Source organism: Corynebacterium sp. HMSC066C02 (genome assembly GCF_001814945.1).
In the GTDB taxonomy this organism is placed as follows: Bacteria; Actinomycetota; Actinomycetes; order Mycobacteriales; family Mycobacteriaceae; genus Corynebacterium; species Corynebacterium aurimucosum.
Genome location: NZ_KV818439.1, coordinates 1 through 24,687, shown reverse-complemented (window position 1 = coordinate 24,687; position 24,687 = coordinate 1). Strand labels below are relative to the sequence as shown.

Sequence of the window (24,687 nt, the reverse complement as noted above, 5' to 3'; positions counted from 1 at the left end):
CACGCACGAAAGTCGTCGTGGAAGGGGCATTATTAGGTCAGCCTTTAACGTGACGGCACTCACATATTGCGAAGGACGGTAACCTACCGATGTCAGCCTTTCTCGACACCCTCAACTCTTTGATTTGGTCACCAGCACTAGTCTTCCTGTGTCTTGGCGCGGGAATCTATTTCACCGTGGCCACCAAGTTCTTGCAGGTACGCTGCATTCCGGACATGATTAAGCAGCTGAAGGATGGTGAAAGCTCCGATTCGGGTGTCTCCTCCTTCCAGTCGCTGATGATTTCGCTAGCGGGCCGTGTCGGCGTGGGCAATATCGCTGGTGTAGCGACGGCTATTGCCTTCGGTGGACCAGGTGCGGTGTTCTGGATGTGGGCCGTGGCCCTGCTGGGATCTGCCACCTCGTTTGTGGAATGTACTCTGGCGCAGGTTTATAAGGAGAAGGACCAGGACACCGGTGAGTACCGTGGTGGCCCGGCTTATTACATCGAGAAGGCCTACAAGCACACTAAGGCCGGACCATTCATGGTGGTTTATGGCATCGTCTTCGCCATTGCGATGATCCTGGCCACCAGCTACTTCCTGCCTGGTATCCAGGCGAACGGCGTGGCCGCTGCAGTCCAGAACGCTTGGGGTATTGAAGTCGGCTGGTCTGCCCTGGTTCTGGGCGGGATTCTAGCCATCATCATTATCGGTGGTGTCAAGCGCATCGCGAACTTCGCGTCCCTCGTGGTTCCGTTCATGGCGGCTGCCTACATTCTCTTTGCCATCATCATTCTGATCATGAACTTTAACCAGATTCCCGAAGTCTTCGGCATGATCTTTAAGTCTGCTTTCGGCGCCGAGCAGGCCTTCTCCGGCCTGTTGGGCTCGGCCATCATGTGGGGAGTCAAGCGCGGTATTTACTCCAACGAGGCTGGTCAGGGTACCGGTCCGCAGTCTGCTGCGGCCGCGGAGGTGTCCCACCCAGCTAAGCAGGGGTTCGTTCAGGCTTTCGCGGTGTACATCGATACCCTCTTCGTATGCTCCGCAACCGCCTTCATCATCATCTCTACCGACATGTACAAGGTCTTCGAGGGCGAATCTGAGGACGGTCCCGTGCGTTATGCCGGCTCTATCCCGGATGGTGTTGAGGTGGGCCCGGGCTTTGTCCAGCACGGTCTAGACACCCTGTTGGCAGGTTTCGGACCGAGCTTCATTGCCATCGCCATCGCGTTCTTTGCCTTTACTACCGTCTTGGCCTACTACTACATGGCAGAGGTCAACCTGACCTACTTCAACCGCTGGATCAGCAACAAGACCACCCGTCGCGCGCTGGTGTGGCTCCTGCGCATTCTCCTCGTGGTCTCCGTGATTGTCGGAGCTACCACGACTCCGGGTGCAGCCTGGGCGCTGGGTGATATCGGCGTTGGCGCGACTGCATGGCTTAACATCATCGCCATCCTCTTCCTGCAGGTCCCGGCTCTCAAGTGCCTCAAGGACTACAGCGCACAGAAGGCTGCTGGCAAGGACCCGCAGTTTGACCCAGAGGCGTTGGGAATCAAGAACGCAGAGTTCTGGGTAGAGCGCAAGGCTGCCCGGCAGGAAGCCGCGCAGAAAGCTATCGCGGAGCAATCGCCGCTCCAAGGTAAGTAAAGCAATGCCCGCTCTCTTTAAAACAGGAGAGCGGGCATTGTGGTGTTCTAAGCCATCTTCGAATAGAAGCTACCGATGAGCGGTGCAGCAATTGGGGTGGGCACAATCTTACCCAGCGCGTTCATTGCTTTCGAAAGTGGCCCGGGGACCACGCGGCGCTGGTTGCGGGCCATGGCCTCCAGAGTTTCTTCAGAGCAAGACTCGTAGGTGGTCCACAAGAAATCCGGGACGACCTTGTCCACGATCGATTGCTCTTCTTCGGGGATGACGGCATCGCGCACCGGGCCAGGGGCAAGCAGCGTGCAGGTCACGCCGGAGCCCTTGAGCTCGTAGTGCAGGGCCTCAGTAAAGGCATTGACACCTGCCTTGGTGAAAACATAGGTGGCATTGTTTGGAATGGAAACGTTGCCCGCCGCCGAGCCCACATTGCAGATAGCGCCGCTGCGCCGCGGCAGCATCTGCTCCAGAGCAGCGCGCGTCAGACGGTGAACGGCCTTGCCGTTGAGGTCGAACTGCCGGGTTTCATAGTCCCAGTCCTGATCCATGAACTTGCCAAAGCTGGCGATACCCGCTGAGTTGACGATGATGGAAATTTCCTTGCCCGCCATGAACTCGATGACGCGGTCCACGTCCGCTGCCTCGGAGAGGTCCGCTGCCAGCGCAATGGCGTCCACCTCGTGGCGTGAGCGCAGATCCGCAGCGATGGACTCGAGGACGTCTTCGCGGCGTGCGACGAGGATGACGTTGTAGCCGCGGGCGGCCAGGTCCTTGGCCATCGCAGCGCCAATTCCCTGGCTAGCGCCGGTCAGCAGCGCATAGGAGGAGCGGGTAGGGGCGGGCAGCCCAGGGGAGTGAGCCATAAGCGGCATCCTTTCTCTCAGGGTGGGAAGTCTCCACCCAGCGTAGAGCAATCAGGGTTTAAATCAGGGTAAACACCGATGAATCCTCAGTCCCAACTCTGGATAATGGAAGGTGAAAGGAGAGATCATGAACAACCAACGTTTGACCCGTTCCACAACTGACACGATGCTCGGAGGTGTGTGCGGCGGCATCGCACACACCTACAACCTTGATCCGACCCTGGTGCGCATTCTCTTCGTTGTTGCGACCCTACTGGGCTTCTCAGGCATTCTGCTCTACCTCATCCTCTGGGTTGTCATCCCAGTGGAGTAGTTACTGCAGCGGGCCCAGAGCCATGAACCGCTTCCACGTTTCCCACTCTTCGCGCAAGCGCGGCAAGGCGCTGGGTGGGGTGGCGGAGTCGTCGACAAGCACGGCGTCCTGCATGCGCACGCCGTTGTCGAAGAAGAGAGCCGCGTGCCCGGATGCCCCGTAGCGGAGGACCGGCACCAAGTTGAGCCCATCGAAAGACAGCGGGGCGTTGGGGCGCACATCGAGCCCCGCGATCGCCGCGAGCGTGGGTGCCAAGTCGAGCGGGGAGACGAGCTCTGTGCACTCTCCGGATTCTGCAACCCCGGGCCACAGGAGGGACATGGCGGCCTTATCTCCCTGCAGGGAAGACACCGCCACCACACCATCGAGGGTGTCCAGTAGCTGGGGGTTCGGCTGTTCGAGAAGACGAAAGACCTGCGAAGAAGCTGGCTGGGTATCCTCCCGAACCTCGAAGCCAGCGGCCTTGAAAATCTCCGTGATGCGCGTTGTGGCTCCGCGCTGTGGATATTGTCCGGTGAGCACCGCGCGGCGTGATGCCGCATAGCTTGGTGCCGGTACCCACGCGTTAGCGAAGCGCATACCGCGCAGCGCTGATTCCGGGGCGTGGTCAAAAGTCGCGAGGGTGATGTCCATGGAAGAGAGTCCAATCTGTGCCCAAAGGCCACTTTCTGAGGCTTAGTGAAGCCCTAGAAAGTGGCCTTGACCTGCGTGCCCCCAGCAGGATTCGAACCCGCGACAAACACCCCATTGCCCAGCGTAAACACGGCTTCTAAGCCATTTTCCACGACAATTCCACGACCTCCGAAAAACTTTCATCCATCCTGCCCGCCACCGCATCCAAATCGTCCTCCCACAAATCAGCATACGTATCCAACGTCATCGCCGCACTCGCGTGCCCCAACTGCCGCTGCACTACCTTCGGATGCGCCCCCGACGAAATCATCAACCCCGCCGCCACATGCCTAAGCCCATGCGGAGTCACACGCGGAAACTCATCATCCCCATCCATACACCGTTTCAACGCACCATAGAACCACGTATGATTCGACGGAACCCGCAACGGCGACCCATCAGACCTACACCACACCCAAGAATCCTGAGCCTTTCCATCCATCAACGGCACCAACATATCCATCACAAACCTCGGCACAGCCACCACCCGCGCCTCATGAGTCTTCGGAGTGCCAACCTCCACCCCAGACCCCACAGTCACCGCATTACGCCGCACAGTGATACGACCACGCAGCACATCCACGTCCTGGACTTGCAGCCCAGCAAGCTCACCCCACCTAAGCCCCACAGTGCCCAGCAGCCACACGATAGGCGCATTATCCCCACACTCCTCGGCAAACGCGGCAAGCTGCTCCCAACTCAGATACACCTTCCTCGCCTTCGCCTTCCTTGGAAGCGACACACCCTTCGCCGCGTTCGTCTTCACAATCCCGTCACGCACAGCCATATCAAGGATTTGCGACAGCATTGCATGATTCTTCCTCACGATTGATGCGGAACGATCCGTGCTTGATAGCCAGTGCTGAATCTCCGACGACAGCACGGCCCTGACTGGTGTGTCTCCCCATCGAGGTTCGACGTGGATACGCCAAGTCTGCTCCGTTGTCCGCATCGTGGATGGTTTCAGGTGGGTTTGCATGGCGAGCCAGCGTTCACCGAGTTCCTTAATTTTGACGCGCCCGGCGTTGGGGTTGATCCATTCGCCTTCGCGGATGGTGGTGGCGTTCTTATCCGCCCATGCTTGTGCCGCGCTTTTTGTTCTGAATCCTTGCTTTGTGCGGTTCTTACCGTCGGGGCTGCGGTATTGTACGCGCCACGCCCTGCCCTTTGCGGTCTTGTACGGTTTGATGCTTGCCATTATGATTTCTCCTTGTTAGCCAGGGCTGAAAGAACGCCCCGGGCGACAACTCCGACCCCTTGTTTGGGGTTCGTGTTCCCGGCCCTTGGTGCTCGCGACTTCCACATGTTGAGCGCCACGGGCCGGTCTTGATTTATTGGGGTGATTAGTCGGCGTACACCACCTGGATTTCCGTAGTGACAGGCCCAAAGTTCACGCCTACACCAACCTTGCCGCCATGCTTTGGCTTCGTCTCTGTCGAACGGGAGAAGAGGTCAATGAGGTACTTCTCATTACTCGTAAAGGTTCCACCACTGCCCTCGGTCATGCCCGCCTCGCCGAGCTTGGTGTAAATGGCGTCACGCTCCGGGCCGTGTTCTGCCTTGACGTACTTCTGGGCCAGATTGTTGAGGGTGGGGTCGACGGTGTATCCGTCCCTTTCCACACTCTTGATGACAGCGTCCCGTACGCGCTGTTCGGGAGTGCTAGCGGTACTCGTGGAGCTGGACTCGCTGGAGCTGCCACCAGGGGCTGCTGAGATACCTGCGATGACGCCGATGATTGCGAGGATAGCGGCGAGAGCTGCGCCGATGGTTTGGAGGTCTATGCCTTTGAGCATGTTGTTGAAGTTTGGCATGAGGGAGCCTTTCGGAGAGTTGAGGGTGGTCAAGTTTAGGGACGTTGGCGTGGGTGCTGTGGTCCAGGCGGGTTAGGCGGCGCGCATTTGTGCCGCCAGGTAGTGGTTCAGGAGGTGCTGGGTGACCTCTAATTCGTCGGCTAGTGATGGGATGTGCCAGCCGTGCCAGGCGACTGCGGCGGCTAGGTCGGCGGGGTGGACGAGCAAGCCGGCGGCAAAATCCCATGCGCGCTTTTCTTGACGCTGGTCGTAGTACCCATTGCCGGTGCGCTCGTCGCCGTAGTGGGCGTGGCCGAGCTCGTGCGCCAGCGTGGAACGGTATTGCTGGATACTCATGCCGCGCCGCGTCGAGATGGTGCGCGTCGCGTGGTCGTACCATCCCTTCTTGCCGCCGTTGTGCCGCCGCAGAGTGACCCCCATCGACTCAGCGAGCCGGTGGAGGTCGACGGCATTAATCGTCAAATGGATCACCTCGCATTTCATCTTCATCCGGCGAATCATCCGCGACCGCCGACACGGGCATTACATCATCCGGGGGAGACACGGGCTTTTGCTGCTTCGAACGTCGTCGCGCCTCAACTTCATTGATGTCGGTGGTGAACTCGTCGGTCTTGAGGCCGCGTTTCATGCGGCGCAGGACCTCGTCGGCCAACTGGTCCTCGGTGACACTGCGTAGGGCGGTCATGGGGTCGACCGTGCGTGCGTACTTCTCATCCAAATAGCCGGTATCAACCAGGGCACGAACCGGGTGCGCGCCGTAGGCGATGGCAATGGCAATGACGTTTTCGGCGGAGATTTCTCCGCGCTCCACCTGGCGGGCGAATGTGCGGGGGACGATTTTTGCGCGCTGGGCGATGGCGTGAACCGCGCCATCCTTTGAAATCTGATTGAGCCATTCGGTGTGTTTCATAGCTACATCGTAACCCACCCTTGCCATATTGACAAATTGGCTACCTGCGGAAACGTGAAAGTTTTTTAAACAACTTGACAAAACGGCAACTGTCTTGCCATACTGTCAAACATCACGCCAAACAGGCAAGGAGGTGAATATGAACCGCGAAAACAAGGAAACCCCCGGCGGGGCAACGCCAGGGGAAACCGAAACTATTTCCATAGACGACTACGGAAAAGGTAGCTACACACTTCGTGAACTAGTCAGCAGGATTGCCGAGCTGGAACCCAAGCTCGATTCGGTCAATTTGCTTTTGGAGTAGCTGCATACCTAGCGCTAACGACCTCTGGGACTCTGCCATTAACTTTTCATACGGAGTGCTCGCAGCCCGTACGGCGTGGTCAGCAGCAATTCCAGCGTGGTCGAAATCGTTCAAATCCACAGTTCTCACCTCACTTTCTAGGGCTGGCTGCCCTGAAGAAAGTGAACCACAACCACCAGGGAGGTGAACATGATTCGACTTAATCCCGCCGTACTTGACAAAGCCATCGAGCTAACCGGCTCCCGCTCCGATGACCAGCTAGGTCAAGCATTCCTGAACCTCACCGGGGTAACCATCCGCAATTACCGCGCCGGCAAATCCGCGCCGAGCATCGCCACCCTCATGCGCCTGAAGCAACTCACCGGAATCCCCCTCGACCGCATGGTCATCGAAACCGCCGAAGCCGCCGCATAGAAAAAGCCCCGCTTGGGGCGGGGCCAAAGAAACAACCACCAAGGAGTTTACACCATGTCCGATAAGGGTAACCACCACTACGGGATGGGCCTTGAGCCGTTCTTCCTGATGTTCCTGCGCCTGACTGGGGAGTCCCTACCTGATAGGGGCTGGGCCTACAAGGGGGTGCACCATGCCTGACACGCATCCTGCTGAGGCCGCGTACATGGCAGCTGTTCGCGCCGGGGCTGACTGGTACACCGCCGCTGACAAAGCAGTCGCTGAACTAGCGAAATCCCACAAACCCTTCACTGCTGATGATGTGCGGGATGTGTGCGGCGTGGAACCAGAGCATCCGAACGCCTGGGGTGGCCTGTTCCGCTACTGGAAGGGCCGGGGGTTGATACGCCACATCGGCTTCGCCCGGTCACGCAAAGCAGTACGAAACGCCTCCGTCGTGGGCGTGTGGCAAGGAAACGACATCGCCTAACCAGCAGGCAGGCGGGTGCAAGCCCCGCCATAGGCACCAGGCCGCTGACTCTCCTGTCCCTGGGGATAGGGCAGGAACCAGTTGGTCGTGATGAATGAGAACTCAATAGTGAAGAGCGCCGGATGATACCGGCCCCGTGAGCATGGTTCTTAGATTGCGATGACCGGGGCGAACCGTGAGGTAGGCACCCCAACGTGGTTGGGAGGGAACGAACGGCGCCGACAGAAATACCAAAGCTTCGCTGGCGGAATCGGCAGACGCACCGCACTCAAAATGCGGCACCCACACGGGTATCCGGGTTCGACTCCCGGGCGAAGCACAGCGGCCACACAACGCCGCAAGACAAGGAGAAATCATGGCAAACAAGTACGTTCCCGAAGACCTCAGCCTCATGGAAGCAGCCTGCGTCAACTGGGTACTTTCGGCCATTAAGGCCGATATTCTCTCCGGCACGCCCAGCGGCAAAGCCATAGACCAAGCGCTTCAGGAAATAGAAAGAAAAACCTACCCCTCAGAGTCCGACTCTGATGTTTCATCGTGACCATCTTTGGCTTCTGTGGACTCTTCATTGCTTGAAGAAATGGCCGGCAATTCTTCTTTCACCAATTCATAAAGATCTTTCCCTGCTTGTTCAAGTGAAGATGAAGCCAAGATAGTGCCAGCAAGCACTACGGAACCAGTAGATTTCTTGAAGAACCCCCAAGCGCCTTCCCGCGCCCTTTGATAGAACCTTTTGTCTTCTGGGGTATCCGCTGCTTCTTCGAGTGCTTCCAAAATGTATTTCAATTCATGGAGGGCATCGATAATTCTGAACTCACCGTAAAGGTCGAGATCTTCGAGGCAACCCCGAAGATGCCGAATAATTCGAATCGAGTGCTCACGCAAAAATCGATGTGTTTCATCAAGGGTCGAGACCCGGTACAGAAGAACTTCCAAGAAATTAGAGAACTTCTCCGAAGAGCCTTCTTCAAACTTTGGAATTACAAAGTCGAGTAGAGCTGCCACACTTTCCAATTGGTCTAATGGGACCTTCAGAATTCCCGGTTCGCTTCTTTCTTTCCACCCGTGAGGATAGGCAAAAATCGCTTTAGTCCACTGAGGTATGAACTGTTCGTAAACCGTGACAGGAACGCCCTCACGTTTGGCGACTTCAATTGATTCAACGACTTGGTTTAGTCGGGTTACTGCCAACCGATGGTCTGACCAAATCTGAGCAGTTCGACTTTGAAATTGGGAGTCATTTTCACCGTTCTGCTTGTCAAATTTTCTAGCTTCCTTAGCTGTCTTGGTGTGGCCATCAGCCCACCCCAAAAGCTGCTTGTGAAGTAGTTCTGCTGGGTTTGCCATGAGTTCTATTTAACCAGGACACGCAAATGCTTCTTGGTGGGGTGCGCATACCACAAACCACGCACACTTCTCACATACAAAAGGCCCCCGCGACTGCTGTAACTACGCGGGGGTCTTGCTCTGTCCACCTGAAACGGAGACACCAATGAATACTACACCGGCCTGGCTGTCCGTAAAGGATGCCGCCGAATACACCGGCCTCCACGCCGAAACAATCCGCATCCTGATGCGCCGGGGCGATATTGAAGCCCGCAAACCAGGTAAGGCCTGGCGCACAACACACAAGTGGCTCGACCAGTACATCAACGAAGGAGCAGCATGAAACGACTATTGACCCATTTTTTCCATCGTCGGCACCGCGCTCATACGCCGCGCTTTTACATGATGCGGAGGTTCTGATGTCGAAGTTTGAGATTCCCCTCGACCAAGCGGCGAAAGAATTTTATGAGATTGAGGGCCGATACCACGCCCTCTACAACCTCACCCGCATGCCCACCAAAGCACGCCGACTCATCAAAGACAGCGCTGCACAAGCCCACCAACTCGCTCTCATCGCACAGAAAGAAGCAGAAAAACATGGATACTAAACGACCCCCGCGCACCACACCGGATGCCCGCCGTGTTGCCTACTGGAAAGACATCGCAGCGAAGCGAACCCGATTGGCCTGGGCTACTGGCATCCTCGGAATGCTCATCGGCTTCATCCTCCACGCCTTCCTGTCAATGCCGCCAGTGTGGATGTAATGACCAACATCCACAAAGACCTAATCACAGGGGTGTGGCATGTGGAGGAGGGGGACATGGTGTTTCCTGCTGCCAGCTGGGGCGAAGCCCTCCAATTCGTACACGACATGGGTAAGCACCACGCCCAGGTAAGGCCACTCACCAAACAAGAAATCGTCGTGGAAGAGTACGAGCACTTCGCCCGCATCCTCGGCCCGAAGCTTGCCAAACAACGCCTCGCCACCCTCTACAACGTCTCCCCACGAACCGTAACTGACTACCTGAGGAGGGCACGCCAATGACCATCGACCTACCCCGATTCCTCAAAGGGAAGTGGTGGGTGAGCATCCCTGACCCCACCGCCTTCAGCAGGCGGAGTGAAGCCTTACAGGCCCGCAGCGAGTTCAAAAAGACACATGTGTGCCTCCACGCCGAATGTAACCAGCTCGGTACTGACGACCTGGGCTTAGGGGTTGGATTCCGTTTCTGCCCTCGCCACGCCTACCACGCACGCCAAACACTCCAAAGGACAGCATGAACACCCCCAACAAAATGCCGCCGCATTTGACCACCATCAACCCGCACTTCCTCTACCTAGAACCGTTGATTGAGGAAGCAGACGACGTAATGAACGCCTTCATGGACAAAGGCTACGACCCTGATATTGCGTGCACCCTGACGGATATGACCCTGTCCCGCTATGACGAGAAGGGGACCAAGTGAGACGCTACGACCCGGCAGATAACGAAGACTGGGCAAGGTTCCGTCAGGGCCGGTTGACTTCCACTGAGTTAGCCCGCCTGCACACCAGTAGGAATGCAGCGACGTGGCACGCGGTACGCGACGAGAAGGAGAACGGCAGTAAATTTCACGGCAACCAGCACACAGAGTGGGGCAGCGCCCGCGAACCACTCCTAGCCCAGGTGCTCATCGACGAGGTGGACTCGCGCCTCGTCTACAACGCTGAGCCGCAAACCATCTTCCTCCCTGATGATGAACGTCTGTCCTGCACCCCAGACCTCTACAGCGATGATTTGGAGGTCATTGGGGAGATTAAGACCGACACCGCCCCATTTTACGGCGGCAGATTTCATGACTGGTGTCCAAATCAGTACTACTGCCAGATACAGGCAAACATGCACTACACCGGGGCAGAAGCCTGCGCGTTGTTGGTGGAGGTGCACGACGATTTTGTGCCGGTCGCCCTCGACCATCGCACCATCCTCTATGACCCCAAGTTTGCGGCTGAGCTGATGGAAACAGCCTCTGAGTGGTTCGCCTGGCTGGACGGCACCACACCGGACTGGATGGGTGAGGTCACCTCTCTGGATGAGGTGGATGAGGTGACTGACCTCGTCGCCCAGTACGCCATGCTCACCGCTGAGGTAGACGACCGCAAGAAGCGCATCGCGAATCTCAAGGCCGAAATCCTGGAGCTGACCGGCGACTCCCACACCGGCGATTACGGCGGCTACCACGTGACTGTGTCTACCACGCAGCCCAGCAAGGTGTTCGACTCCGCAGCGTTCCGCAAAGAACACAAAGACCTCTACCAGCAGTACAAAACCAAGACCCGCGAAGGCTACACACGCCTCGACATCAAGGAGAACTAAATGCCTATCTGGGGAAAGCAACTACCAGAAGCAGACAGCGACACCCGACAACTGGCCGGACACATGGCCTCCATGGTCTCCGCCTACATCGACGCCGGATTCACCCGCGAAGAAGCAATCCAAATCGTCACCACCATCTCCATCGCCTACATCAAAAAGGAGCAGTAACCATGAGCAACGAACTCGCCACCATCAACACCTCCGAGGACGGTCTCGACCTCCTCACTCGCCAAGCCGAAGCCATGGGCGCAGCCCACAAGCTCGCCACCGTCCTCTGCAATACGCAGATGGTGCCGCAAACCTTCCGGGGCAAGCCTGATGATGGTGCCGCCGCCATCCTCTACGGCGCAGAACTCGGGTTGAAGCCCCAGCAGGCGTTGCAGCAGGTGTTCGTGGTTCATGGCCAGCCTGCTATCTACGCCCGAACAATGGTCGCCCTGTTGAAGGCGAAGGGCTACAAGTTCCAGACCGTAGAGACCAGTGATGAGAAAGTCACGGTGCGCGGCACCTCACCGGCCGGCGAAACCGAGGAATCCACCTGGACAATTGAGCGCGCTAAGAAAGCGGGCTATACCAGCAACAAGAAGTATCAGACCGACCCACAGGCCATGCTGTACGCCAAAGCCGCATCCGAGGTGTCCCGCAAGCTCGCCCCGGACGTACTCCTCGGCATCAAGTACACCGCCGAAGACCTAGAACTGGAGCCCGTCAAGATGACCGCGACTCGTGAGGATGTGCGGGCGAAGGCTGAGACGGCACCGGTACCAGCGTTGACCAAGAAACCGGAGCCTGTGGATGCGGATGAGGATTTCATCACCGACATCAAAGAGACCCTGGAGGGCTTCACCACCAGTGAGCAGGTCAATGAGTTTGCCGCCAACCTGAAACAGTCCGGTGACGTACCAGATGAAGTAATGGACTTGTGCCGCGCCCGTTGGTCTGAGCTGGAAGGAGAAAAGTAAATGGCTATTAGCATCACTCTCAGCGGAAACCTCATCAAAGACCCAGAGCAGCGCTTCACCCCAAACGGTAAATCTGTGGTCTCATTCACCGTTGCTCACAACATCCGCCAGTATAACCAGCAGTCACAACAGTGGGAGGATGGTGAACCCATATTCATGGATGTGGACTTCTGGGGCAAGAAGGGCGAGAACTTCCTGCACGACTACACGCAGAACGGGAAGCGCCCCGTGGTGGTCATCGGGACCCTGAAGCAGGACCGCTGGGTGGATAAGAGCACTGGTGATAAGCGCTCCAAGTACAAGGTGAACGCCGATGAGGTCTCATTCATCCCACGCGGACAAGGCGGCGGGCAGCAGCCATCCCAGGCTCAGCAGCAGTGGAATCAGGCCGCGCAGCAGGGGCAGACAGCCACAACAGGGGCGTGGGGTGACCCCGCACCCGTAGGCCAACAAGGCGAACCGCCGTTCTAGGTGACTGGTATGGATGCCGCCTACTACGAGGAGAAACTGAAACGGCTCGAAGACAGGCTCCTCGCGTACGCCTACGACATCGACCACCTCAAGCATTACAGCAACGATGATCCAACCCCCGCAGAGTTGCAAGACCTCGGGGCGGCAGATATGGCCAAAGCGGCTGCACACGTCATCGCCCTCATTAGACGAGGCGAGTACTGATGCCTTACCAGCGCATGACAGCGGCAGACCTACCTAATCACAGGGTTTGCCGCATTGTCCTGGATCCCGACACGTATGACCCCACCCTGGTGCCCGACCGCTTGGTCTACGCCGCCCAGGAAGGTGCCTACGTGCACGGGGCAACCCGAGACGGACGCTTCACCATCGAAGCCACCGCACCAGTCCTCATCGACCCCGAAAGCAAAAATGGACCACTTAGCCGCTGTGCAGCAACGCATAGCCAAGGACTACCAGCAGGGAACCTGCACTAAGCGCGGCCAACGTGACGGAGTGGTTGTCACTCCAGTTGAAGTTGTGGACTTTCAAGTACGCGCAGTCATTGACCAGCTCGCCGCCCAGGGCTACACCCTCGCAGACCCCGAAGTACGTATAGCTGACCCTTTTGGCGGGACGGGGATCTACCTCGCCCGCCTCATGCAGCTCTCAGGACTCAACTCCGACCAGCTGGATGACTTGTACCACCATCGAATGCTCATGGTGGAAATCGCCCCCGAAGCCTGCGCCATAGCGGACAAAAATCTACGCACCGTCTACCGGCAGGAAACCGGCAGAACAGCACGCCACAGCATCGTCCACAACTTCGATACTTTCACCCTAGGAGATGAACTATGGGGCTTAACCCATACAGGCTCTGGGACGTGGCACGCGCCGCCGCAAGCACCCAATACCGGCGCAACCTCCCCATAGAGGATGCCCTCATGGAGGCATGGGAAGGTGCAGCACTCCACCTAGCAGAGCACCCCGAAAGCGTGGAGAAAGAATGCTACACCGCCGCCATTAGCTACCTGGGCAAGGCATACGACAAAGACGTACAAGCACACGGGCATGGGCCACGCTTCACCATGTACTGGGAACCAAAAACAAGGGCATACCAGCCCGACGTACTCACCCCCATCGCACTCACGCAGGTCATGGCGAAGCTCCCGGATGCTGATAGGGAAATCCTCCTCCACGTATCCGAGTACCCAACGCTGAGGGCTGCGGCAGCCGCGTTGGGCTGGCCGGAATCAACTACGCGGGTTGCTGCGCGCCGCGCTGCCGATAAAGCCCGCCGCTTGTGGTTCGACTTTGAGACCCCACCACCACGCAGCGGGGGCCGCAGGCGACGAAAGACGCACTGCGCGAAAGGCCACGAATACACCGACTCAAACACCCAATGGGTGCGCGACAGAAAAGGAAACCTCACCCGCAGGTGCGCCACCTGCAACAGAGAAGCCCAACGCACAATCCGCGACCGCAAAACTCACAGATAGGAACCCCATGAACGTTAACTATTCACTTGACCAGCATGCTTACCCGCCGCGTCGTGCTTATACGGATGATGCTGGCACTGACCTGGCGTTGAATCATCCGGCGATAATCCCAGCCGGGCAGCACCGCCTCTGCCACACAGGGGTGCACGTAGCAATCCCACGCGGGCATGTCGGCATGGTGTTTGTTCGCAGCTCAACGGGGATTAAGAAGAACCTCGTTCTGAGCAATGGCACCGGCATCATCGACAGCGGCTACACGGGGGAAGTCATGTTGTCGCTGCACAACACAGGCAGGCACATGCAAACCATCCCCGAAGGGTATTACATCGCCCAACTCGTCATCCTCCCCATCCCCGAAATCAGACTCAACCGCGTTGACGCCCTCGACACCACCCAACGCGGCACCAACGGAATTGGAAGCACCGATGCATCTACAGCATGATCATTTTCAGAATTTTAAGCGCTATTCCATCCCAAAAGCACAGCTAATCATCGCAGACATTCCCTACAACCTAGGCACCAACGCCTATGGATCTAACCCCGCCTGGTACATCGGCGGAGACAACAAGAACGGGGAATCCGAACTCGCTGGCAAGCAATTCTTCGACACAGACAAAGACTTTAACGTGCCGGAATTTATGCACTTCGCCAGCCGCATGCTACGCCCAGAACCCAAAGCAAAAGGCGAAGCCCCATGCATGATTGTGTTCTGCGCATTCGAGCAGCAGTGGCCACTTATTGAAGCAGCGCGGAAAGCCGGGTTTAAGAACTACATCAATTTGGTGTTAAGGAAACGCACTAGCCCTCAGGTGCTCAAAGCGAACATGAGGGTGGTGGGAAACGCGGAATACGCATTAATCCTGTACCGCAATAAATTGCCCATGTTCAATAATCACGGCTCCATGGTCATGAACGTCATGGATTGGCCTCAAGACTACCGCGATGTTCCCAAAGTGCATCCCACACAAAAGCCAGTGAAGCTCATGGAAAAGCTCATAAGCCTTTTCACTAACCCTGGTGATGTGGTCATTGACCCATGCGCAGGATCAGGCTCCACATTGGTAGCTGCAGAAAATTTGAATCGGCGCGGGTATGGCTTCGAGATCAAAAAAGAATTCGTCCACGCCTTCGAAACGCAGATGAAACCATCCGTAACCCAAGGATTGCCGCTATTCGAGACCGCATGACCACCCATCAGCAGCGTGAGGACATGCGGGCGTGGTTGGAATCCCAAGACGTGTACTGCGCTACGCCTGTGTTCCTCGATGCACTCATCAAGTTGTTCCAATCCATAGAGAAAGGAGGAGAAGACGATGCCGCACGACCCTCGTGTGTACGCGGTGATCACTCATGATTTTGCTGATTCACCGAAGCTTCAAGTGGTGTCTGTGGAGGCGCGTTGGGCGCTCCTGGAGATGATTCTTTATAGCTGTCGGATGCAGACGGATGGGGTGTTAAGCAAACGGCTAGCAGCTGCTAAGTGGCCGCTTGACGTGTGCTTGGAGCTTGCTTCTAACGATGACGAAAAACCGTCACTTGTGGAGACCGAAAACGAGTGGATTATTCACGATTTTTTGGAGCATCAGACCTCAAAAGCTCAGATTGAGGCGCGTCGTAAGCAGAAACAGGAGGCTGGCCGTAAGGGCGGATTGGCCCGTGGAGCTGGGAAAACGCGCACTGCAAGCAGAAGTCAAGCACGTGCTAAAGCAGGTGCTAAAGCAAGTGCTAAGCAGACACTCAAGCAGAACGGAAGCAAACCTAAAGCAGAAATAAGAAGTAAGAAGGGGGGAGGGGGGCACGCAAACAGCATCGCAAACGCGGCACAAAACAACGCCGAAACGACCCCCCTCCCTGAAAGCCTCGACGAGTTAGCGGCGGCTCACGCCGCCAGCCAACCCGACCCACGCCGCTGCCAAGAACACCAACACCTCGCACCCGGCACCGTCCCCAACTGTGGTCAATGCGCCGACGCTCGACGCGCATACGAAGCCCAAACCGAATCGGAAGCCGAGACCGCCGCACAAGCCCGCCGCCACGCTATCGACGAGTGCGACCTGTGTGACGACAACGGCATGCGATACCAGGACGGGGAGGCATGGCGCTGCGACCACAAACCACCAAGAAAGCAGGCACCATTTTGAACATCCTCTCATTCCGAGTTGAGGGCGAACCAGCCCCTAAAGGCTCGAAACGCCACGTCGGTAATGGACGCATGATTGAGTCCTCGAAGAAACTCCCCGCCTGGATGCAGGCAGTCACCCAAGAAGCCGCCAAAAACCGGCCCAGCGAGCCGATAGACGCCCCCGTAAGCGTCTACATGGACTTCTACCTACCCAAGCCGAAACGACCCCGCTACGACGTCCCAGCAGTCAAACCCGATGTGGACAAACTAGCGAGGTCGATTCTTGATGGCCTTGAAGCCGCCGGTGTCCTCACCAACGACAGCCGCGTCACCCGCCTCCGCGCCACCAAGCACTACGCCAGCGACGTCACCCCGCCTGGCGCTGACATCACAATCCAATGGAAGGAACAGCAATGACTTTGCGTGAAAAATTCTCACAGTGGCTGGAGGAGGAACCTTTTGACGTCATCCTCCTGACCCTCACCATTGTCGCGTTCATACTGATCGGCATATTGACCCTATCCGTCATCATGCTTGCCACGGTCATAGGAGGTGCGCAGTGACCGAAGACGACTACTGGGAGCGGGTGCGTGACATCCGCAAGGACGACCAGATTCTGTACGACGAGCGTTTCACCCCACCATCGGAGAACCCTGACAACTGGCGGCGCAGCAATTATGACCCGCGTATCCACGGCACCCGCATCGCCCCTCGTGACGAGTTCCTGGTCATCGGCGCGGTGCGCTACGCCAGGGGGCGTGCCACCTACGTAGTGCAGGAGACCGTGGACTGGGTAATCAAACACTGGGACGACCTGAGCGACAACACCCGCTATGTCATCACCCGCGACGTAGCTGAGGAATGCGACTACCGCGACAACACGCCCCGCAGCGTCCTCAGCGAAATCGACGACCCCGACTGGAACCGCCTACTCAACCACATCAAGGACAACCAATGACCAACCCATTCTCCTGCATCGCCAACGACACCGCCCGCTATTTCACCCACCAGGGCATCAGCTGTATGACGCAGCTGGGGCCATTCACCATCAACGGATACATCGAACTGCCAGAAAACCACCCGTGGCTTGATTTCCCTGACACGCTTGAGGTGCACCCCGACATCGAAGTACACGGCGGCATCACCTACCACGAAGGCCGCGTCATCGGCTTCGACACCAACCACCTTGGGGATGGACAGCACCCCGACGCCCCAAACGCGTACCCCTCCCACTTCACCGGCCATACCTGGACATGGGAGGAAGTCGAGGCGGAAACCCGCCGCCTAGCAGAACAAGCAAAGGACACACACACCATGACCAACCCAACCCGTCAAGAAATCATCGACGCGTACGAAACGCTTGACATGCTTCTCGGCTTCTCGGAAGACCGCAACCCCGACCTAGTGCCAGAGCGCCGCCGCATCATTGAGAAAGTCCTCCCACCACGCCCACAACCCACAATGGCCGAGGTGGAATGGGACGACGATAAGCACTACCTCGCAGAAGCAGAACACAAGGATTACGGACGTGTCATCATGCTGGGGGATGCGAGTTATAACCCCGATCTGATTGAGTGTCTCGTTCCTCATTTCGAGGACAGGGCTGGACGGCTTAATAAGAGAAGCATCACCCCGACTGGTAAGCGCTACACCCTCACAGAGGTGCAGGAATGATTACCGGCGCAATCATCGGGGCCTCGATTCTCGGCGGGATAGCGCTCTTCTTTGCCCTCATAGACCACGAACCACCATTGAGGGCGATCGGTATGACCGTAGCGCTAGGGGCAGTAGGGGCGGGCCTCGCGGCCATGCTCACCGCCATGGCCATCGACGACGCGAAACGGGCAGAGTGCCAAACCATAGACAGCCAACACGAAACGGAAACCACCAATGACTGACCTGAGCACCGCTAATCTGAAGCGCCTACTCGATGAGGCCGCACCAGGGCCGTGGGGGGCGCGAGGCAACTACAAAGAGGGCGGCCCCCGCCCCGACACGTCATGCCAGATATTCAGCGCTGACGGAAAGTACCTAGGCATCGTCCACAGCCCACACGTTGACCTCGCAGCCGCCGCCCCGGCACTCGCACAAGAAGTCATACGACTACGCGGGCGCATTGAGGGACTAATTCTGGAGATGGAAACCAAAGCGGCAAATAACGAGTGGCAAGACCCCGCAACCATCGCTAGCTACCTCAAAGAAATCATCCTAGGAGACACCAATGACTGACTTGAGAACTAAGTACATTCAGCACCTACTCGCGGAGGCCTCACCCGGGCCGTGGACGGTGGAGTTTGAGGAAGTCCCGGACTTCACCCTCATTAACGGGGAAGCAGTGGAGGTGGACGCGGTTCACGCTTTCCTTGTGGGTGCGACGCGTTACCCGCTCAACTTCAGATACAAACACGACGCAGCCAAGATAGCAGCCCTCGCCCCGGAGCTGTTGGCCGAAGTCATCCGCATGAGGGAAGCCCTGCACGACCTCAGTGAGGTCTGGGAGGCCATAAGCATCGACCCAGAGCGCACCCCATCGGAGCAGCAGCTCGCAGCGGCGGTAATAGACCACATCGACCAAATCCTAGGAGACCACGATGAGTAAGCAAGACCGTGCCGTGAAAGCAATCGAGCACGCAGCCAAACGGGGATACACCCCAGAGCAGACAGTGAGGCTGCTAGATGCGTTTGAACTTCTCGCCCCAGACCTCCCCGAGCCGTGCATCTACCCCGACACCGGGGAACATGAGTGGCACATGGACGACGGCTACGTGAGCGTGGAGGACGGCATCATCCACGTCATCCACGATGAGACGAATGATGATAATGAGCCGGATGCGCTGATGCCTGACTGGGCTGAGCTTCGCTTCTCCAACACCACCAAGGGGCGTGAGACTGCCTACGCGATTCTCGCCGCCTGCGACCTAAAGGACACACAAGATGACTAATTTTGACCGTGCCGCGCAGGTCATTTACGACGAGGCCATCCAAACGTGGCAGCGCGGGGAAATCCTCACAGCGGCGGGCGAAGCAGAGCGCCTCGCCAACGCCCTCGCCGACGCGGGACTCCTCGCACCAGACCTGCCGGAGGCGAACGCCCCAGACATTTTCGTACCAGACGGCAAAGGCTGGCTGCTCGACGACGAAAACGGCCCTGTTGTGTGGACGGCACCTGGCGGGCTGGTCATGGTGCAGCGCGTCGAACCCGGCGACCTCACACCAGACGAAGCCAACGCCTTCGCCCTCACCGTCCTCGCAGCAGCCCAATACGCAAAGGGGAAAGCATGAGCGTCGCCTACAGAGGCGGCACGATAGACGAAATCAAAGCCACCGACTCCGATATTCACATCGAAATGCTGCAAGACCAGCTGTATCACGTCCGCATCACCGGCTACCACGAAGCCGCATTCATCATCCACGGCACCATCCAGGAGACAGACCAATGACCACACTTGCAGACCTCACACCCGAAGAAAGAGCACAGTGCCGAGGAATGTGGTGTGACTTCCCAGACCCCGACGAGCGCACCAACCTCGCCATCTATGTAGGCGACAGTCCAAACCATCAAGGATTCTGTGAGCTAATCCACGAGGGTCAGCTAGGCACTCTCACCATTCCCGAGAACCTCACCCCACGCTATGACCTACCCCGCGCCTGGACACCAGACGGACAACCGGTTCCCGGCGAGTGGGAGGACGGCCATGTGTTTGTTTCCTACGATGATCCAGACCCCTGGATTCTCAAGGACGCGGTAAGCATCGAGGGACTGTCAGAGGGTGGCATGAGCTACTACGATGCTCCGCCTAACGGTATTGAGGTGAAGCTAGATAAGTTTGGTGAGGGTGAGGGCAAAGCCCGCCGCTGGGTAGGGGAATGGGAGGAAGCATGAGCCGGTGCCGAGTCTTCAAAGCGTACCGCGCATGGCACGTGTACGAACCCGGGCCGAAGCGCTATGAATCCTTCCCAACCTGGGCTAAGGCCATGGAGTACGCCGACCGTTATTCTCGACTAGCTCCGGACATCACCATTGAAGACCCAAGCGGCGCATTCTGTGACCTCACCGCCACCAACAAGCGAGAGTATATTCACCTCAAATCAGGCGGCGACACCTTTAACCTCGCGCCACACGAATGGAAGCCACTAGCGGGCTTCCTACTCGACATAGCTAACCGCCAGGAGCACCATGAGCGTTGACGAACAAGAATTCCGCGACACAGCACGCCACCTAGGGCGACTCTATCAGCAGCTACACGAGCTGAAACACGCCAGGCCCAAACCACCAGAAGTACGCGTGATGAAACCATCACCAGGCCCGCAATCCCCAGGTAACTGGCTGTACGTCGCAACCTACATCGACCAAGAACAACGCCTGCGCGAAGTAGCGTTCAACGCCCTCGCAGACATCGGCGTACGCATCCGCGACACCGACGCCACAGCCCCACGACTCTGCGCTTTGCTGGCCTTCCACGCACAAGCCGCCAGCGAACTCGAATGGGCCACAGACCTCCACGACGAACTCACCAACCAAGTTCGCATCATCGACAGGAGATGCAACCCACCACAACCCGCAACCATCGCCAACCAACCCGAACCACGACACGGCGCAGAACACACCGCCCGCCAACTCAGAGCACGCGGCATCCCCACAACCGCCGACACCATCCGCGGCTGGGCACGCCACGGACACATCACCCAAACCACCATGCCCAACGGGAGAGCAGGATACCTACTCACCGAAGCCCTCAACCACGCACGAAAAGGACAGTCATGACACAGAAGAAGACATTCTCAGACCTCTACAAAGACATCGATTTCATACCGCTCCCAGGCGCATTCTGGCTCGAATATCTCCAGAAAGACGGAACCACTTTCCGCAGCGAGATGCCGGGGATACTCAAAGTAGAATTCCTAGGCACTTCCATCACATATTGGGGGGATGACGGGAAGCTGCTCCGAACCGCGTATCAAGAAGGAACGAGGGATATTGAATTCCATGCGGCAGACATTGTCGATGGCCAAGTAGTAAGAGCAAGTGAATCCTCCAACTTCCTAGGATGCGCCCCGATGCGCCAAGACCGAATTTAGCTTCTACGCTGACAACTCCCCACATCCGGTGTATAATCGACGCGACGACAACTTATGCCCCGGCAACAGCTGGGGTTTTCGTCGTTTTACGCCCTGGGAAACACTTTTCCATATCCATCCAATTTTGGGGTTCACCACTCCCAGGGCACCAAGTCTTACCGCCACCCCACCACACGCACCCAAAAAGGGGCGCAGGCCACCGGCTCACGACCGGAGTAAGACACCAAGAAAAAGGGGAGGTGACCGTGGTGCTCATCGTTGTCACCGGCCCCCCGGCAGCTGGCAAGACCACCTACATCCGAGAGCATGCGAAGCCTGGCGACATCCGCATCGACCTCGACCACATCGCCAACACACTCGCAGGCGAAGACCAGGGAAACCACGAGCACGCGGCGCACATCCTCACCGTGGCTAAAGCAGCACGACAAGCCGCCATAGACGCCGCCATCAAGCAAGACTGCGATGTGTGGCTCATCCACACCAAGCCCACGCCTAAGCAGCTGGACAACTACCGCGCCCAGGGTGCGACCATCCACGAAATTGATCCAGGCAAAGACGTGGTGATGAAACGCTGCAAGAGTGAGCGGCCCAAAGGGGCACTGTTTGCAGCTGCTAAGTGGTACGACAAGCAGGCTAAAGGCAAGAAGAGCACGCATGAGCGCGGCTACGGCTGGCAACAGCAAAAGGACCGCGCCAGACTCATCCGCCTACACAAGGATGGAACACCCTGCTGGTGGTGCGGAAAACCCATGTACCGCGACAAACACCGAAACCATGACGGATTGCCACTTGCCGCCGACCATGAGGATGCTAACGGTGCGCGAGACGGCAAGCGGGCCACGCGGTTGCTGCATTTTTCGTGCAATAGCAGCCGCAAGGACGGGGCGAATGATGCAAAACGGCCCGCGTTGACCAAACATGTCCCGCAGGCCGTCAGCAGCGAAACTAGCACGCCTAGCGTATTTACCTGGTGACCCCACCACCAGTTTTATCTGAGGGATTACCTCCCTGACCCTGCCCCGTCCGCTCTCGGTCAGGCGATTTTTTACGCGGGGCCGAAAAGTTTCGCTGAGCTGCGCAGAAAGGAATGGTGCTTCGTGGACGATTTGCCTGACCTCGAGGCCATGTTTGAGCTTGAAACGTTTGAATCTGGTGGTCGTGAGCTGTGGGAGCAAATGCAGGATGACCGTGACCCTGGTGATGTTGTTGCTTTGGTGGTTGAGTCTTGTCGTGTGAAGGACAGGTTGGACCGGCTGCATCGTATGGTGTCTCGGGATGATTCTGAGTGGGGGCGTATTTTGCCTTCGGGGGATTCGGAGTCTGAGTTTGTGTTGCAGGTGGGGAATCTTTTGCGTGAGCAGCGTCAGACTGAGGTTGTGTTTAAGCAGTTGGTTGCTGAGGTGGCGAGGAGGCGTGCTGAGTATGACGACGATGACGCTGACGAAGAGGGAGGACTTTCCGACTTGTGAGGCGTTCCCGGCTTTGTCGGGTAAGCAGTCTCCGCTTCATCTTCGTGAGGCTCCGGGGGTGCATGAGCATGGGCGTAAGAATATTGAGTTGGCGCGTCGTGCTGGTGTGACTGCGTTTCCTTGGCAGTGCAATGAGATTAATGCGATTAATGCGATGAATGCGGATGGTTCTTGGGTTCATTCGGATGCGGTGTTGATTTGTCCGCGTCAGAATGGCAAGTCGCTTGTTGTTGCGTTGGTTGTGCTGTACAGGATTTTCGTCCTTGGACAAAACGTTTTGTTTACGGCGCAGCAGTGGGAGACTGCTAAGGAGTTGTGGGAGCAGACATGGAAGATTGTTAAAGGCCGTCGGTTCTTGTCGAAGCATGTTGTGTCTAAGACGTGTTCGCAGGGCCGGGGGACTATCTTCCTAGCTAATGGTGGCCGGGTTGTGTTTACTACTCGGTCGCAGGATGCGGGGCGTGGCCTGACGAAGGTTGACTTGTTGATTTATGACGAGGCGTACAACCTGACTGATGGTGAGATGGCAGCGTTGGCGTTTCTGGTCCAGGCCGCTGAGGACCCGCAGGTGTTCTTTATGACTTCTGCTGTACACCAGGATTTTCCGCAGCATGCGAATGGTCGTGTGTTGTCGTCGATGCGGGCGCAGGCGTTGGATGATTTTGATGAGTCTGACCCTATTTATTTTGCTGAGTATGCGGCTCCGGATGGGATGGACCCGATGGCTGAGGAGACTTGGCGTGAGGCTAATCCGTCTTATGGTGTGATTGCTACTGCGAAGAAGATGAAGAAGATTATGCGGCGCATGAACACTGAGGAAGGCCGCATTAACTTTGGTGTTGAGGCGTTGGGTTGGGGTTCGTATTTTGATGAATCTGATGCTGATGGTTTCACGCCGATGGTGGATCTCGAGGATTGGGCTTTGGCTGTGGGGGTTCCTGCTTCCCCTGGCGAGTCGTGTGTTGGCATTGAGGTGAGTGTTGACGGCCAGGAGGTTGCGTTCGTTGCTGCGGTGCAGGATGGCGAGCGGGTGTTTCTGTCACTGTCTCCGTTGAGGGTGTTTGACCGTGTGGAGACGGTGGAGGCGCTTGGTCGTGCGGTTGTGAATAATGATCCGTTGGGGGCGGTTGTTGACCCGATTGGTCCGGCGTCGACGTTGTTGGGACCGATTGAGGATTCGGGGGTTGAGCCGACGAAGTTGTCTGGTTCTAAGACTTCGGCTGCGTTTGAGTTGTTTATGCGGATGTGGGCTGAGGGGCGGATTATTCATGATGGTGATGAGCGCTGGTTGTCTGCGTGGGAGGTCGCGGAGGAGAAGCCGGGTAAGTATCGGTCGTGGGTTCGTCGTCGTGAGGTGACGGTGTTGTTTGCGGCGGCTTTTGCAGTGTGGGGGTTGTCTGAGTTGGCGTTGCCTGTGGATGTGCAGGTGCGTTCTAAGAAGAGGTTTACGGGTCATGCTGAGCCGGTTGTGGTCCGGCGTGATGTTGCTGAAATGGCGTTTTAGGAGGTGAGCTATGTCCGAGATTAGGCGTGAGGTTGGTTATGCACGTCCTGCGCGTAATCGTGCGCTTGAGGAAGATAACGCGGTGTTGCGGTTTCCGCAGTCTGCGCGTGTGTACGCGAAGATGTATCGGGAGGATGCGCAGGTTCGTTCTGTGTTTCGTGCGGTGACGTTGCCGATTCGTCGTGCTGGTTGGCGGTTGGAGTCGAATGGTGCGCCTGATGATGTGGTTGCTGCGGTTGCGGAGGATTTGCGTTTGCAGGTTGTGGGGGAGTCTCCGAATGCTCCGGTGGCGCCGCGTCGTGGCCGTGTGAGTTTTGAGCAGCATTTGGAGCAGGCGTTGAAGTCGCTTGCTTTTGGTGTGATGTTCTTTGAGCAGGTGTATGCGCCTGGTGCGGATGGGCGTGAGCATTTGGTGAAGTTGGCTCCGCGTTGGCCGGGCACGGTGGATAGGATTCATGTTGATGCTGATGGTGGGTTGCATTCCATTGAGCAGGCTTCGGGCCTGACCCCCGGAAAGTAGACACGTCGG

Annotated in this window: 47 protein-coding genes and 1 tRNA gene; 41 read left to right on the top strand and 7 right to left on the bottom strand. The window is 57.5% G+C overall.

Going from position 1 to position 24,687, the window contains the following annotated elements:
* Positions 1–89 precede the first annotated feature (89 nt).
* A complete protein-coding gene (locus HMPREF2996_RS02590; RefSeq protein WP_070443432.1) occupies positions 90–1,634 on the top strand; it encodes an alanine/glycine:cation symporter family protein in 1,545 nt (514 codons plus the stop codon).
* A 47-nt stretch (positions 1,635–1,681) separates the two neighbouring features.
* Here the strand turns inward: HMPREF2996_RS02590 and cmrA are convergent, their stop codons facing one another.
* Entirely contained in the window at positions 1,682–2,494 is an 813-nt protein-coding gene (cmrA, locus tag HMPREF2996_RS02585) for a mycolate reductase (protein WP_070644644.1), read from the bottom strand.
* A gap of 127 nt (positions 2,495–2,621) precedes the next feature.
* On the opposite strand from cmrA, the gene HMPREF2996_RS02580 reads away from it, so the two are divergent.
* Positions 2,622–2,807: a PspC domain-containing protein gene (locus HMPREF2996_RS02580; protein WP_070443435.1), complete on the top strand. Its 186-nt coding sequence runs from the start codon at positions 2,622–2,624 to the stop codon at positions 2,805–2,807.
* Here HMPREF2996_RS02580 and HMPREF2996_RS02575 read toward each other — a convergent pair whose 3' ends face one another.
* From HMPREF2996_RS02575 to HMPREF2996_RS02555, 5 genes are all read right to left on the bottom strand, one after another.
* Complete coding sequence (locus HMPREF2996_RS02575) at positions 2,808–3,440, bottom strand: alkaline phosphatase family protein (protein ID WP_070443437.1); 633 nt, start codon at positions 3,438–3,440, stop codon at positions 2,808–2,810.
* 136 nt (positions 3,441–3,576) lie between these two features.
* Positions 3,577–4,677 carry a tyrosine-type recombinase/integrase gene (locus HMPREF2996_RS02570; protein ID WP_070729976.1) on the bottom strand — a complete coding sequence of 367 codons (1,101 nt, stop codon included), beginning with the start codon at positions 4,675–4,677 and terminating at the stop codon, positions 3,577–3,579.
* 145 nt (positions 4,678–4,822) lie between these two features.
* Entirely contained in the window at positions 4,823–5,293 is a 471-nt protein-coding gene (locus HMPREF2996_RS02565) for a hypothetical protein (protein WP_070729974.1), read from the bottom strand.
* Positions 5,294–5,365: 72 nt separating this feature from the next.
* The gene (locus HMPREF2996_RS12945; protein WP_256380901.1) at positions 5,366–5,713 is read right to left on the bottom strand and encodes an ImmA/IrrE family metallo-endopeptidase; all 348 of its coding nucleotides are present in this window, start codon (positions 5,711–5,713) and stop codon (positions 5,366–5,368) included.
* Between the two features lie 31 nt (positions 5,714–5,744).
* On the bottom strand, positions 5,745–6,203 hold the full coding sequence (locus HMPREF2996_RS02555) for a hypothetical protein (protein ID WP_070729971.1): 459 nt from the start codon (positions 6,201–6,203) through the stop codon (positions 5,745–5,747).
* 139 nt (positions 6,204–6,342) lie between these two features.
* On the opposite strand from HMPREF2996_RS02555, the gene HMPREF2996_RS12800 reads away from it, so the two are divergent.
* From HMPREF2996_RS12800 to HMPREF2996_RS02535, 6 genes are all read left to right on the top strand, one after another.
* Positions 6,343–6,507, top strand: coding sequence for a hypothetical protein (locus tag HMPREF2996_RS12800; RefSeq protein ID WP_168166673.1), 165 nt, complete (start codon positions 6,343–6,345; stop codon positions 6,505–6,507).
* A gap of 189 nt (positions 6,508–6,696) precedes the next feature.
* On the top strand, positions 6,697–6,921 hold the full coding sequence (locus HMPREF2996_RS02550; protein WP_070729969.1) for a hypothetical protein: 225 nt from the start codon (positions 6,697–6,699) through the stop codon (positions 6,919–6,921).
* A gap of 54 nt (positions 6,922–6,975) precedes the next feature.
* Positions 6,976–7,101: a hypothetical protein gene (locus HMPREF2996_RS13055; RefSeq protein WP_256380900.1), complete on the top strand. Its 126-nt coding sequence runs from the start codon at positions 6,976–6,978 to the stop codon at positions 7,099–7,101.
* Positions 7,094–7,390 carry a hypothetical protein gene (locus HMPREF2996_RS02545; RefSeq protein WP_070729967.1) on the top strand — a complete coding sequence of 99 codons (297 nt, stop codon included), beginning with the start codon at positions 7,094–7,096 and terminating at the stop codon, positions 7,388–7,390. Before HMPREF2996_RS13055 ends, HMPREF2996_RS02545 begins: the two co-directional genes overlap by 8 nt.
* A 235-nt stretch (positions 7,391–7,625) precedes the next feature.
* A tRNA-Leu gene (locus tag HMPREF2996_RS02540) sits at positions 7,626–7,709 on the top strand.
* Positions 7,710–7,745: 36 nt separating this feature from the next.
* A complete protein-coding gene (locus HMPREF2996_RS02535) occupies positions 7,746–7,931 on the top strand; it encodes a hypothetical protein (protein ID WP_070729965.1) in 186 nt (61 codons plus the stop codon).
* Here the strand turns inward: HMPREF2996_RS02535 and HMPREF2996_RS12645 are convergent.
* Entirely contained in the window at positions 7,895–8,737 is an 843-nt protein-coding gene (locus HMPREF2996_RS12645; RefSeq protein WP_141757473.1) for a hypothetical protein, read from the bottom strand. The genes HMPREF2996_RS02535 and HMPREF2996_RS12645 overlap by 37 nt on opposite strands.
* Before the next feature lie 145 nt (positions 8,738–8,882).
* On the opposite strand from HMPREF2996_RS12645, the gene HMPREF2996_RS12405 reads away from it, so the two are divergent.
* The 33 genes from HMPREF2996_RS12405 (at position 8,883) to HMPREF2996_RS02385 (ending at position 24,678) form a co-directional block, all read left to right on the top strand.
* A complete protein-coding gene (locus HMPREF2996_RS12405; protein ID WP_083313769.1) occupies positions 8,883–9,059 on the top strand; it encodes a helix-turn-helix domain-containing protein in 177 nt (58 codons plus the stop codon).
* Positions 9,060–9,135: 76 nt separating this feature from the next.
* Entirely contained in the window at positions 9,136–9,324 is a 189-nt protein-coding gene (locus HMPREF2996_RS02525; protein ID WP_070729960.1) for a hypothetical protein, read from the top strand.
* Positions 9,314–9,481, top strand: a complete 168-nt coding sequence (locus HMPREF2996_RS12795) for a hypothetical protein (protein WP_168166672.1) — start codon at positions 9,314–9,316, stop codon at positions 9,479–9,481. The genes HMPREF2996_RS02525 and HMPREF2996_RS12795 overlap by 11 nt, the downstream gene beginning before the upstream one ends.
* A gap of 56 nt (positions 9,482–9,537) precedes the next feature.
* On the top strand, positions 9,538–9,762 hold the full coding sequence (locus HMPREF2996_RS02520) for a hypothetical protein (protein ID WP_141757472.1): 225 nt from the start codon (positions 9,538–9,540) through the stop codon (positions 9,760–9,762).
* A 232-nt stretch (positions 9,763–9,994) separates the two neighbouring features.
* Positions 9,995–10,183, top strand: coding sequence for a hypothetical protein (locus HMPREF2996_RS02510; protein ID WP_070729955.1), 189 nt, complete (start codon positions 9,995–9,997; stop codon positions 10,181–10,183).
* Complete coding sequence (locus HMPREF2996_RS02505) at positions 10,180–11,073, top strand: YqaJ viral recombinase family protein (protein WP_083313768.1); 894 nt, start codon at positions 10,180–10,182, stop codon at positions 11,071–11,073. The genes HMPREF2996_RS02510 and HMPREF2996_RS02505 overlap by 4 nt, the downstream gene beginning before the upstream one ends.
* The gene (locus HMPREF2996_RS12790) at positions 11,074–11,241 is read left to right on the top strand and encodes a hypothetical protein (protein ID WP_168166671.1); all 168 of its coding nucleotides are present in this window, start codon (positions 11,074–11,076) and stop codon (positions 11,239–11,241) included.
* Positions 11,242–11,243: 2 nt separating this feature from the next.
* The gene (locus tag HMPREF2996_RS12870) at positions 11,244–12,035 is read left to right on the top strand and encodes a hypothetical protein (RefSeq protein ID WP_070729951.1); all 792 of its coding nucleotides are present in this window, start codon (positions 11,244–11,246) and stop codon (positions 12,033–12,035) included.
* Entirely contained in the window at positions 12,036–12,506 is a 471-nt protein-coding gene (locus tag HMPREF2996_RS02495; protein WP_070729949.1) for a single-stranded DNA-binding protein, read from the top strand. It begins immediately after the preceding gene.
* Positions 12,507–12,515: 9 nt separating this feature from the next.
* Positions 12,516–12,710: a hypothetical protein gene (locus HMPREF2996_RS02490; protein WP_070729947.1), complete on the top strand. Its 195-nt coding sequence runs from the start codon at positions 12,516–12,518 to the stop codon at positions 12,708–12,710.
* A gap of 225 nt (positions 12,711–12,935) precedes the next feature.
* A complete protein-coding gene (locus tag HMPREF2996_RS02485; protein WP_168166670.1) occupies positions 12,936–13,418 on the top strand; it encodes a hypothetical protein in 483 nt (160 codons plus the stop codon).
* Positions 13,370–13,984, top strand: coding sequence for a hypothetical protein (locus tag HMPREF2996_RS02480; protein ID WP_141757471.1), 615 nt, complete (start codon positions 13,370–13,372; stop codon positions 13,982–13,984). The genes HMPREF2996_RS02485 and HMPREF2996_RS02480 overlap by 49 nt, the downstream gene beginning before the upstream one ends.
* A gap of 7 nt (positions 13,985–13,991) precedes the next feature.
* Entirely contained in the window at positions 13,992–14,426 is a 435-nt protein-coding gene (gene dut / locus HMPREF2996_RS02475) for a dUTP diphosphatase (RefSeq protein ID WP_070729942.1), read from the top strand.
* Complete coding sequence (locus HMPREF2996_RS02470; protein WP_070729940.1) at positions 14,410–15,171, top strand: DNA-methyltransferase; 762 nt, start codon at positions 14,410–14,412, stop codon at positions 15,169–15,171. Before dut ends, HMPREF2996_RS02470 begins: the two co-directional genes overlap by 17 nt.
* 126 nt (positions 15,172–15,297) lie before the next feature.
* On the top strand, positions 15,298–16,125 hold the full coding sequence (locus tag HMPREF2996_RS02465; RefSeq protein WP_070729938.1) for a hypothetical protein: 828 nt from the start codon (positions 15,298–15,300) through the stop codon (positions 16,123–16,125).
* Entirely contained in the window at positions 16,122–16,523 is a 402-nt protein-coding gene (locus HMPREF2996_RS02460) for a RusA family crossover junction endodeoxyribonuclease (RefSeq protein ID WP_210398887.1), read from the top strand. Before HMPREF2996_RS02465 ends, HMPREF2996_RS02460 begins: the two co-directional genes overlap by 4 nt.
* A complete protein-coding gene (locus HMPREF2996_RS12785) occupies positions 16,520–16,669 on the top strand; it encodes a hypothetical protein (RefSeq protein ID WP_168166669.1) in 150 nt (49 codons plus the stop codon). The genes HMPREF2996_RS02460 and HMPREF2996_RS12785 overlap by 4 nt, the downstream gene beginning before the upstream one ends.
* Positions 16,666–17,064, top strand: a complete 399-nt coding sequence (locus tag HMPREF2996_RS02455) for a hypothetical protein (protein ID WP_070729934.1) — start codon at positions 16,666–16,668, stop codon at positions 17,062–17,064. The genes HMPREF2996_RS12785 and HMPREF2996_RS02455 overlap by 4 nt, the downstream gene beginning before the upstream one ends.
* A complete protein-coding gene (locus HMPREF2996_RS02450; RefSeq protein WP_070729932.1) occupies positions 17,061–17,780 on the top strand; it encodes a hypothetical protein in 720 nt (239 codons plus the stop codon). The genes HMPREF2996_RS02455 and HMPREF2996_RS02450 overlap by 4 nt, the downstream gene beginning before the upstream one ends.
* On the top strand, positions 17,777–18,004 hold the full coding sequence (locus HMPREF2996_RS02445) for a hypothetical protein (protein WP_070729930.1): 228 nt from the start codon (positions 17,777–17,779) through the stop codon (positions 18,002–18,004). The genes HMPREF2996_RS02450 and HMPREF2996_RS02445 overlap by 4 nt, the downstream gene beginning before the upstream one ends.
* A complete protein-coding gene (locus HMPREF2996_RS02440; RefSeq protein WP_070729928.1) occupies positions 17,997–18,335 on the top strand; it encodes a hypothetical protein in 339 nt (112 codons plus the stop codon). Before HMPREF2996_RS02445 ends, HMPREF2996_RS02440 begins: the two co-directional genes overlap by 8 nt.
* A complete protein-coding gene (locus tag HMPREF2996_RS02435; protein ID WP_070729927.1) occupies positions 18,328–18,705 on the top strand; it encodes a hypothetical protein in 378 nt (125 codons plus the stop codon). The genes HMPREF2996_RS02440 and HMPREF2996_RS02435 overlap by 8 nt, the downstream gene beginning before the upstream one ends.
* On the top strand, positions 18,698–19,048 hold the full coding sequence (locus tag HMPREF2996_RS02430; RefSeq protein ID WP_070729926.1) for a hypothetical protein: 351 nt from the start codon (positions 18,698–18,700) through the stop codon (positions 19,046–19,048). The genes HMPREF2996_RS02435 and HMPREF2996_RS02430 overlap by 8 nt, the downstream gene beginning before the upstream one ends.
* Complete coding sequence (locus tag HMPREF2996_RS02425) at positions 19,041–19,388, top strand: hypothetical protein (protein ID WP_070729924.1); 348 nt, start codon at positions 19,041–19,043, stop codon at positions 19,386–19,388. The genes HMPREF2996_RS02430 and HMPREF2996_RS02425 overlap by 8 nt, the downstream gene beginning before the upstream one ends.
* Positions 19,385–19,546 carry a hypothetical protein gene (locus HMPREF2996_RS12780; protein ID WP_168166668.1) on the top strand — a complete coding sequence of 54 codons (162 nt, stop codon included), beginning with the start codon at positions 19,385–19,387 and terminating at the stop codon, positions 19,544–19,546. The genes HMPREF2996_RS02425 and HMPREF2996_RS12780 overlap by 4 nt, the downstream gene beginning before the upstream one ends.
* Positions 19,543–19,989, top strand: coding sequence for a hypothetical protein (locus tag HMPREF2996_RS02420; protein WP_083313766.1), 447 nt, complete (start codon positions 19,543–19,545; stop codon positions 19,987–19,989). Before HMPREF2996_RS12780 ends, HMPREF2996_RS02420 begins: the two co-directional genes overlap by 4 nt.
* Positions 19,986–20,294 carry a hypothetical protein gene (locus HMPREF2996_RS02415; protein ID WP_070729921.1) on the top strand — a complete coding sequence of 103 codons (309 nt, stop codon included), beginning with the start codon at positions 19,986–19,988 and terminating at the stop codon, positions 20,292–20,294. The genes HMPREF2996_RS02420 and HMPREF2996_RS02415 overlap by 4 nt, the downstream gene beginning before the upstream one ends.
* A gap of 100 nt (positions 20,295–20,394) precedes the next feature.
* Positions 20,395–20,871 carry a hypothetical protein gene (locus tag HMPREF2996_RS12635; protein ID WP_141757470.1) on the top strand — a complete coding sequence of 159 codons (477 nt, stop codon included), beginning with the start codon at positions 20,395–20,397 and terminating at the stop codon, positions 20,869–20,871.
* The gene (locus tag HMPREF2996_RS02405) at positions 20,868–21,185 is read left to right on the top strand and encodes a hypothetical protein (protein ID WP_070729916.1); all 318 of its coding nucleotides are present in this window, start codon (positions 20,868–20,870) and stop codon (positions 21,183–21,185) included. The genes HMPREF2996_RS12635 and HMPREF2996_RS02405 overlap by 4 nt, the downstream gene beginning before the upstream one ends.
* Before the next feature lie 245 nt (positions 21,186–21,430).
* On the top strand, positions 21,431–22,159 hold the full coding sequence (locus tag HMPREF2996_RS02400; RefSeq protein ID WP_246822973.1) for an AAA family ATPase: 729 nt from the start codon (positions 21,431–21,433) through the stop codon (positions 22,157–22,159).
* A gap of 123 nt (positions 22,160–22,282) precedes the next feature.
* Positions 22,283–22,654 (top strand): hypothetical protein, encoded by a 372-nt coding sequence (locus HMPREF2996_RS12775; RefSeq protein WP_083313764.1) that lies wholly within the window; start codon positions 22,283–22,285, stop codon positions 22,652–22,654.
* On the top strand, positions 22,608–24,158 hold the full coding sequence (locus tag HMPREF2996_RS02390) for a terminase large subunit (RefSeq protein ID WP_070729914.1): 1,551 nt from the start codon (positions 22,608–22,610) through the stop codon (positions 24,156–24,158). The genes HMPREF2996_RS12775 and HMPREF2996_RS02390 overlap by 47 nt, the downstream gene beginning before the upstream one ends.
* A 10-nt stretch (positions 24,159–24,168) precedes the next feature.
* Positions 24,169–24,678: a phage portal protein family protein gene (locus HMPREF2996_RS02385; protein ID WP_070729912.1), complete on the top strand. Its 510-nt coding sequence runs from the start codon at positions 24,169–24,171 to the stop codon at positions 24,676–24,678.
* The last annotated feature ends 9 nt before the right edge of the window (positions 24,679–24,687 follow it).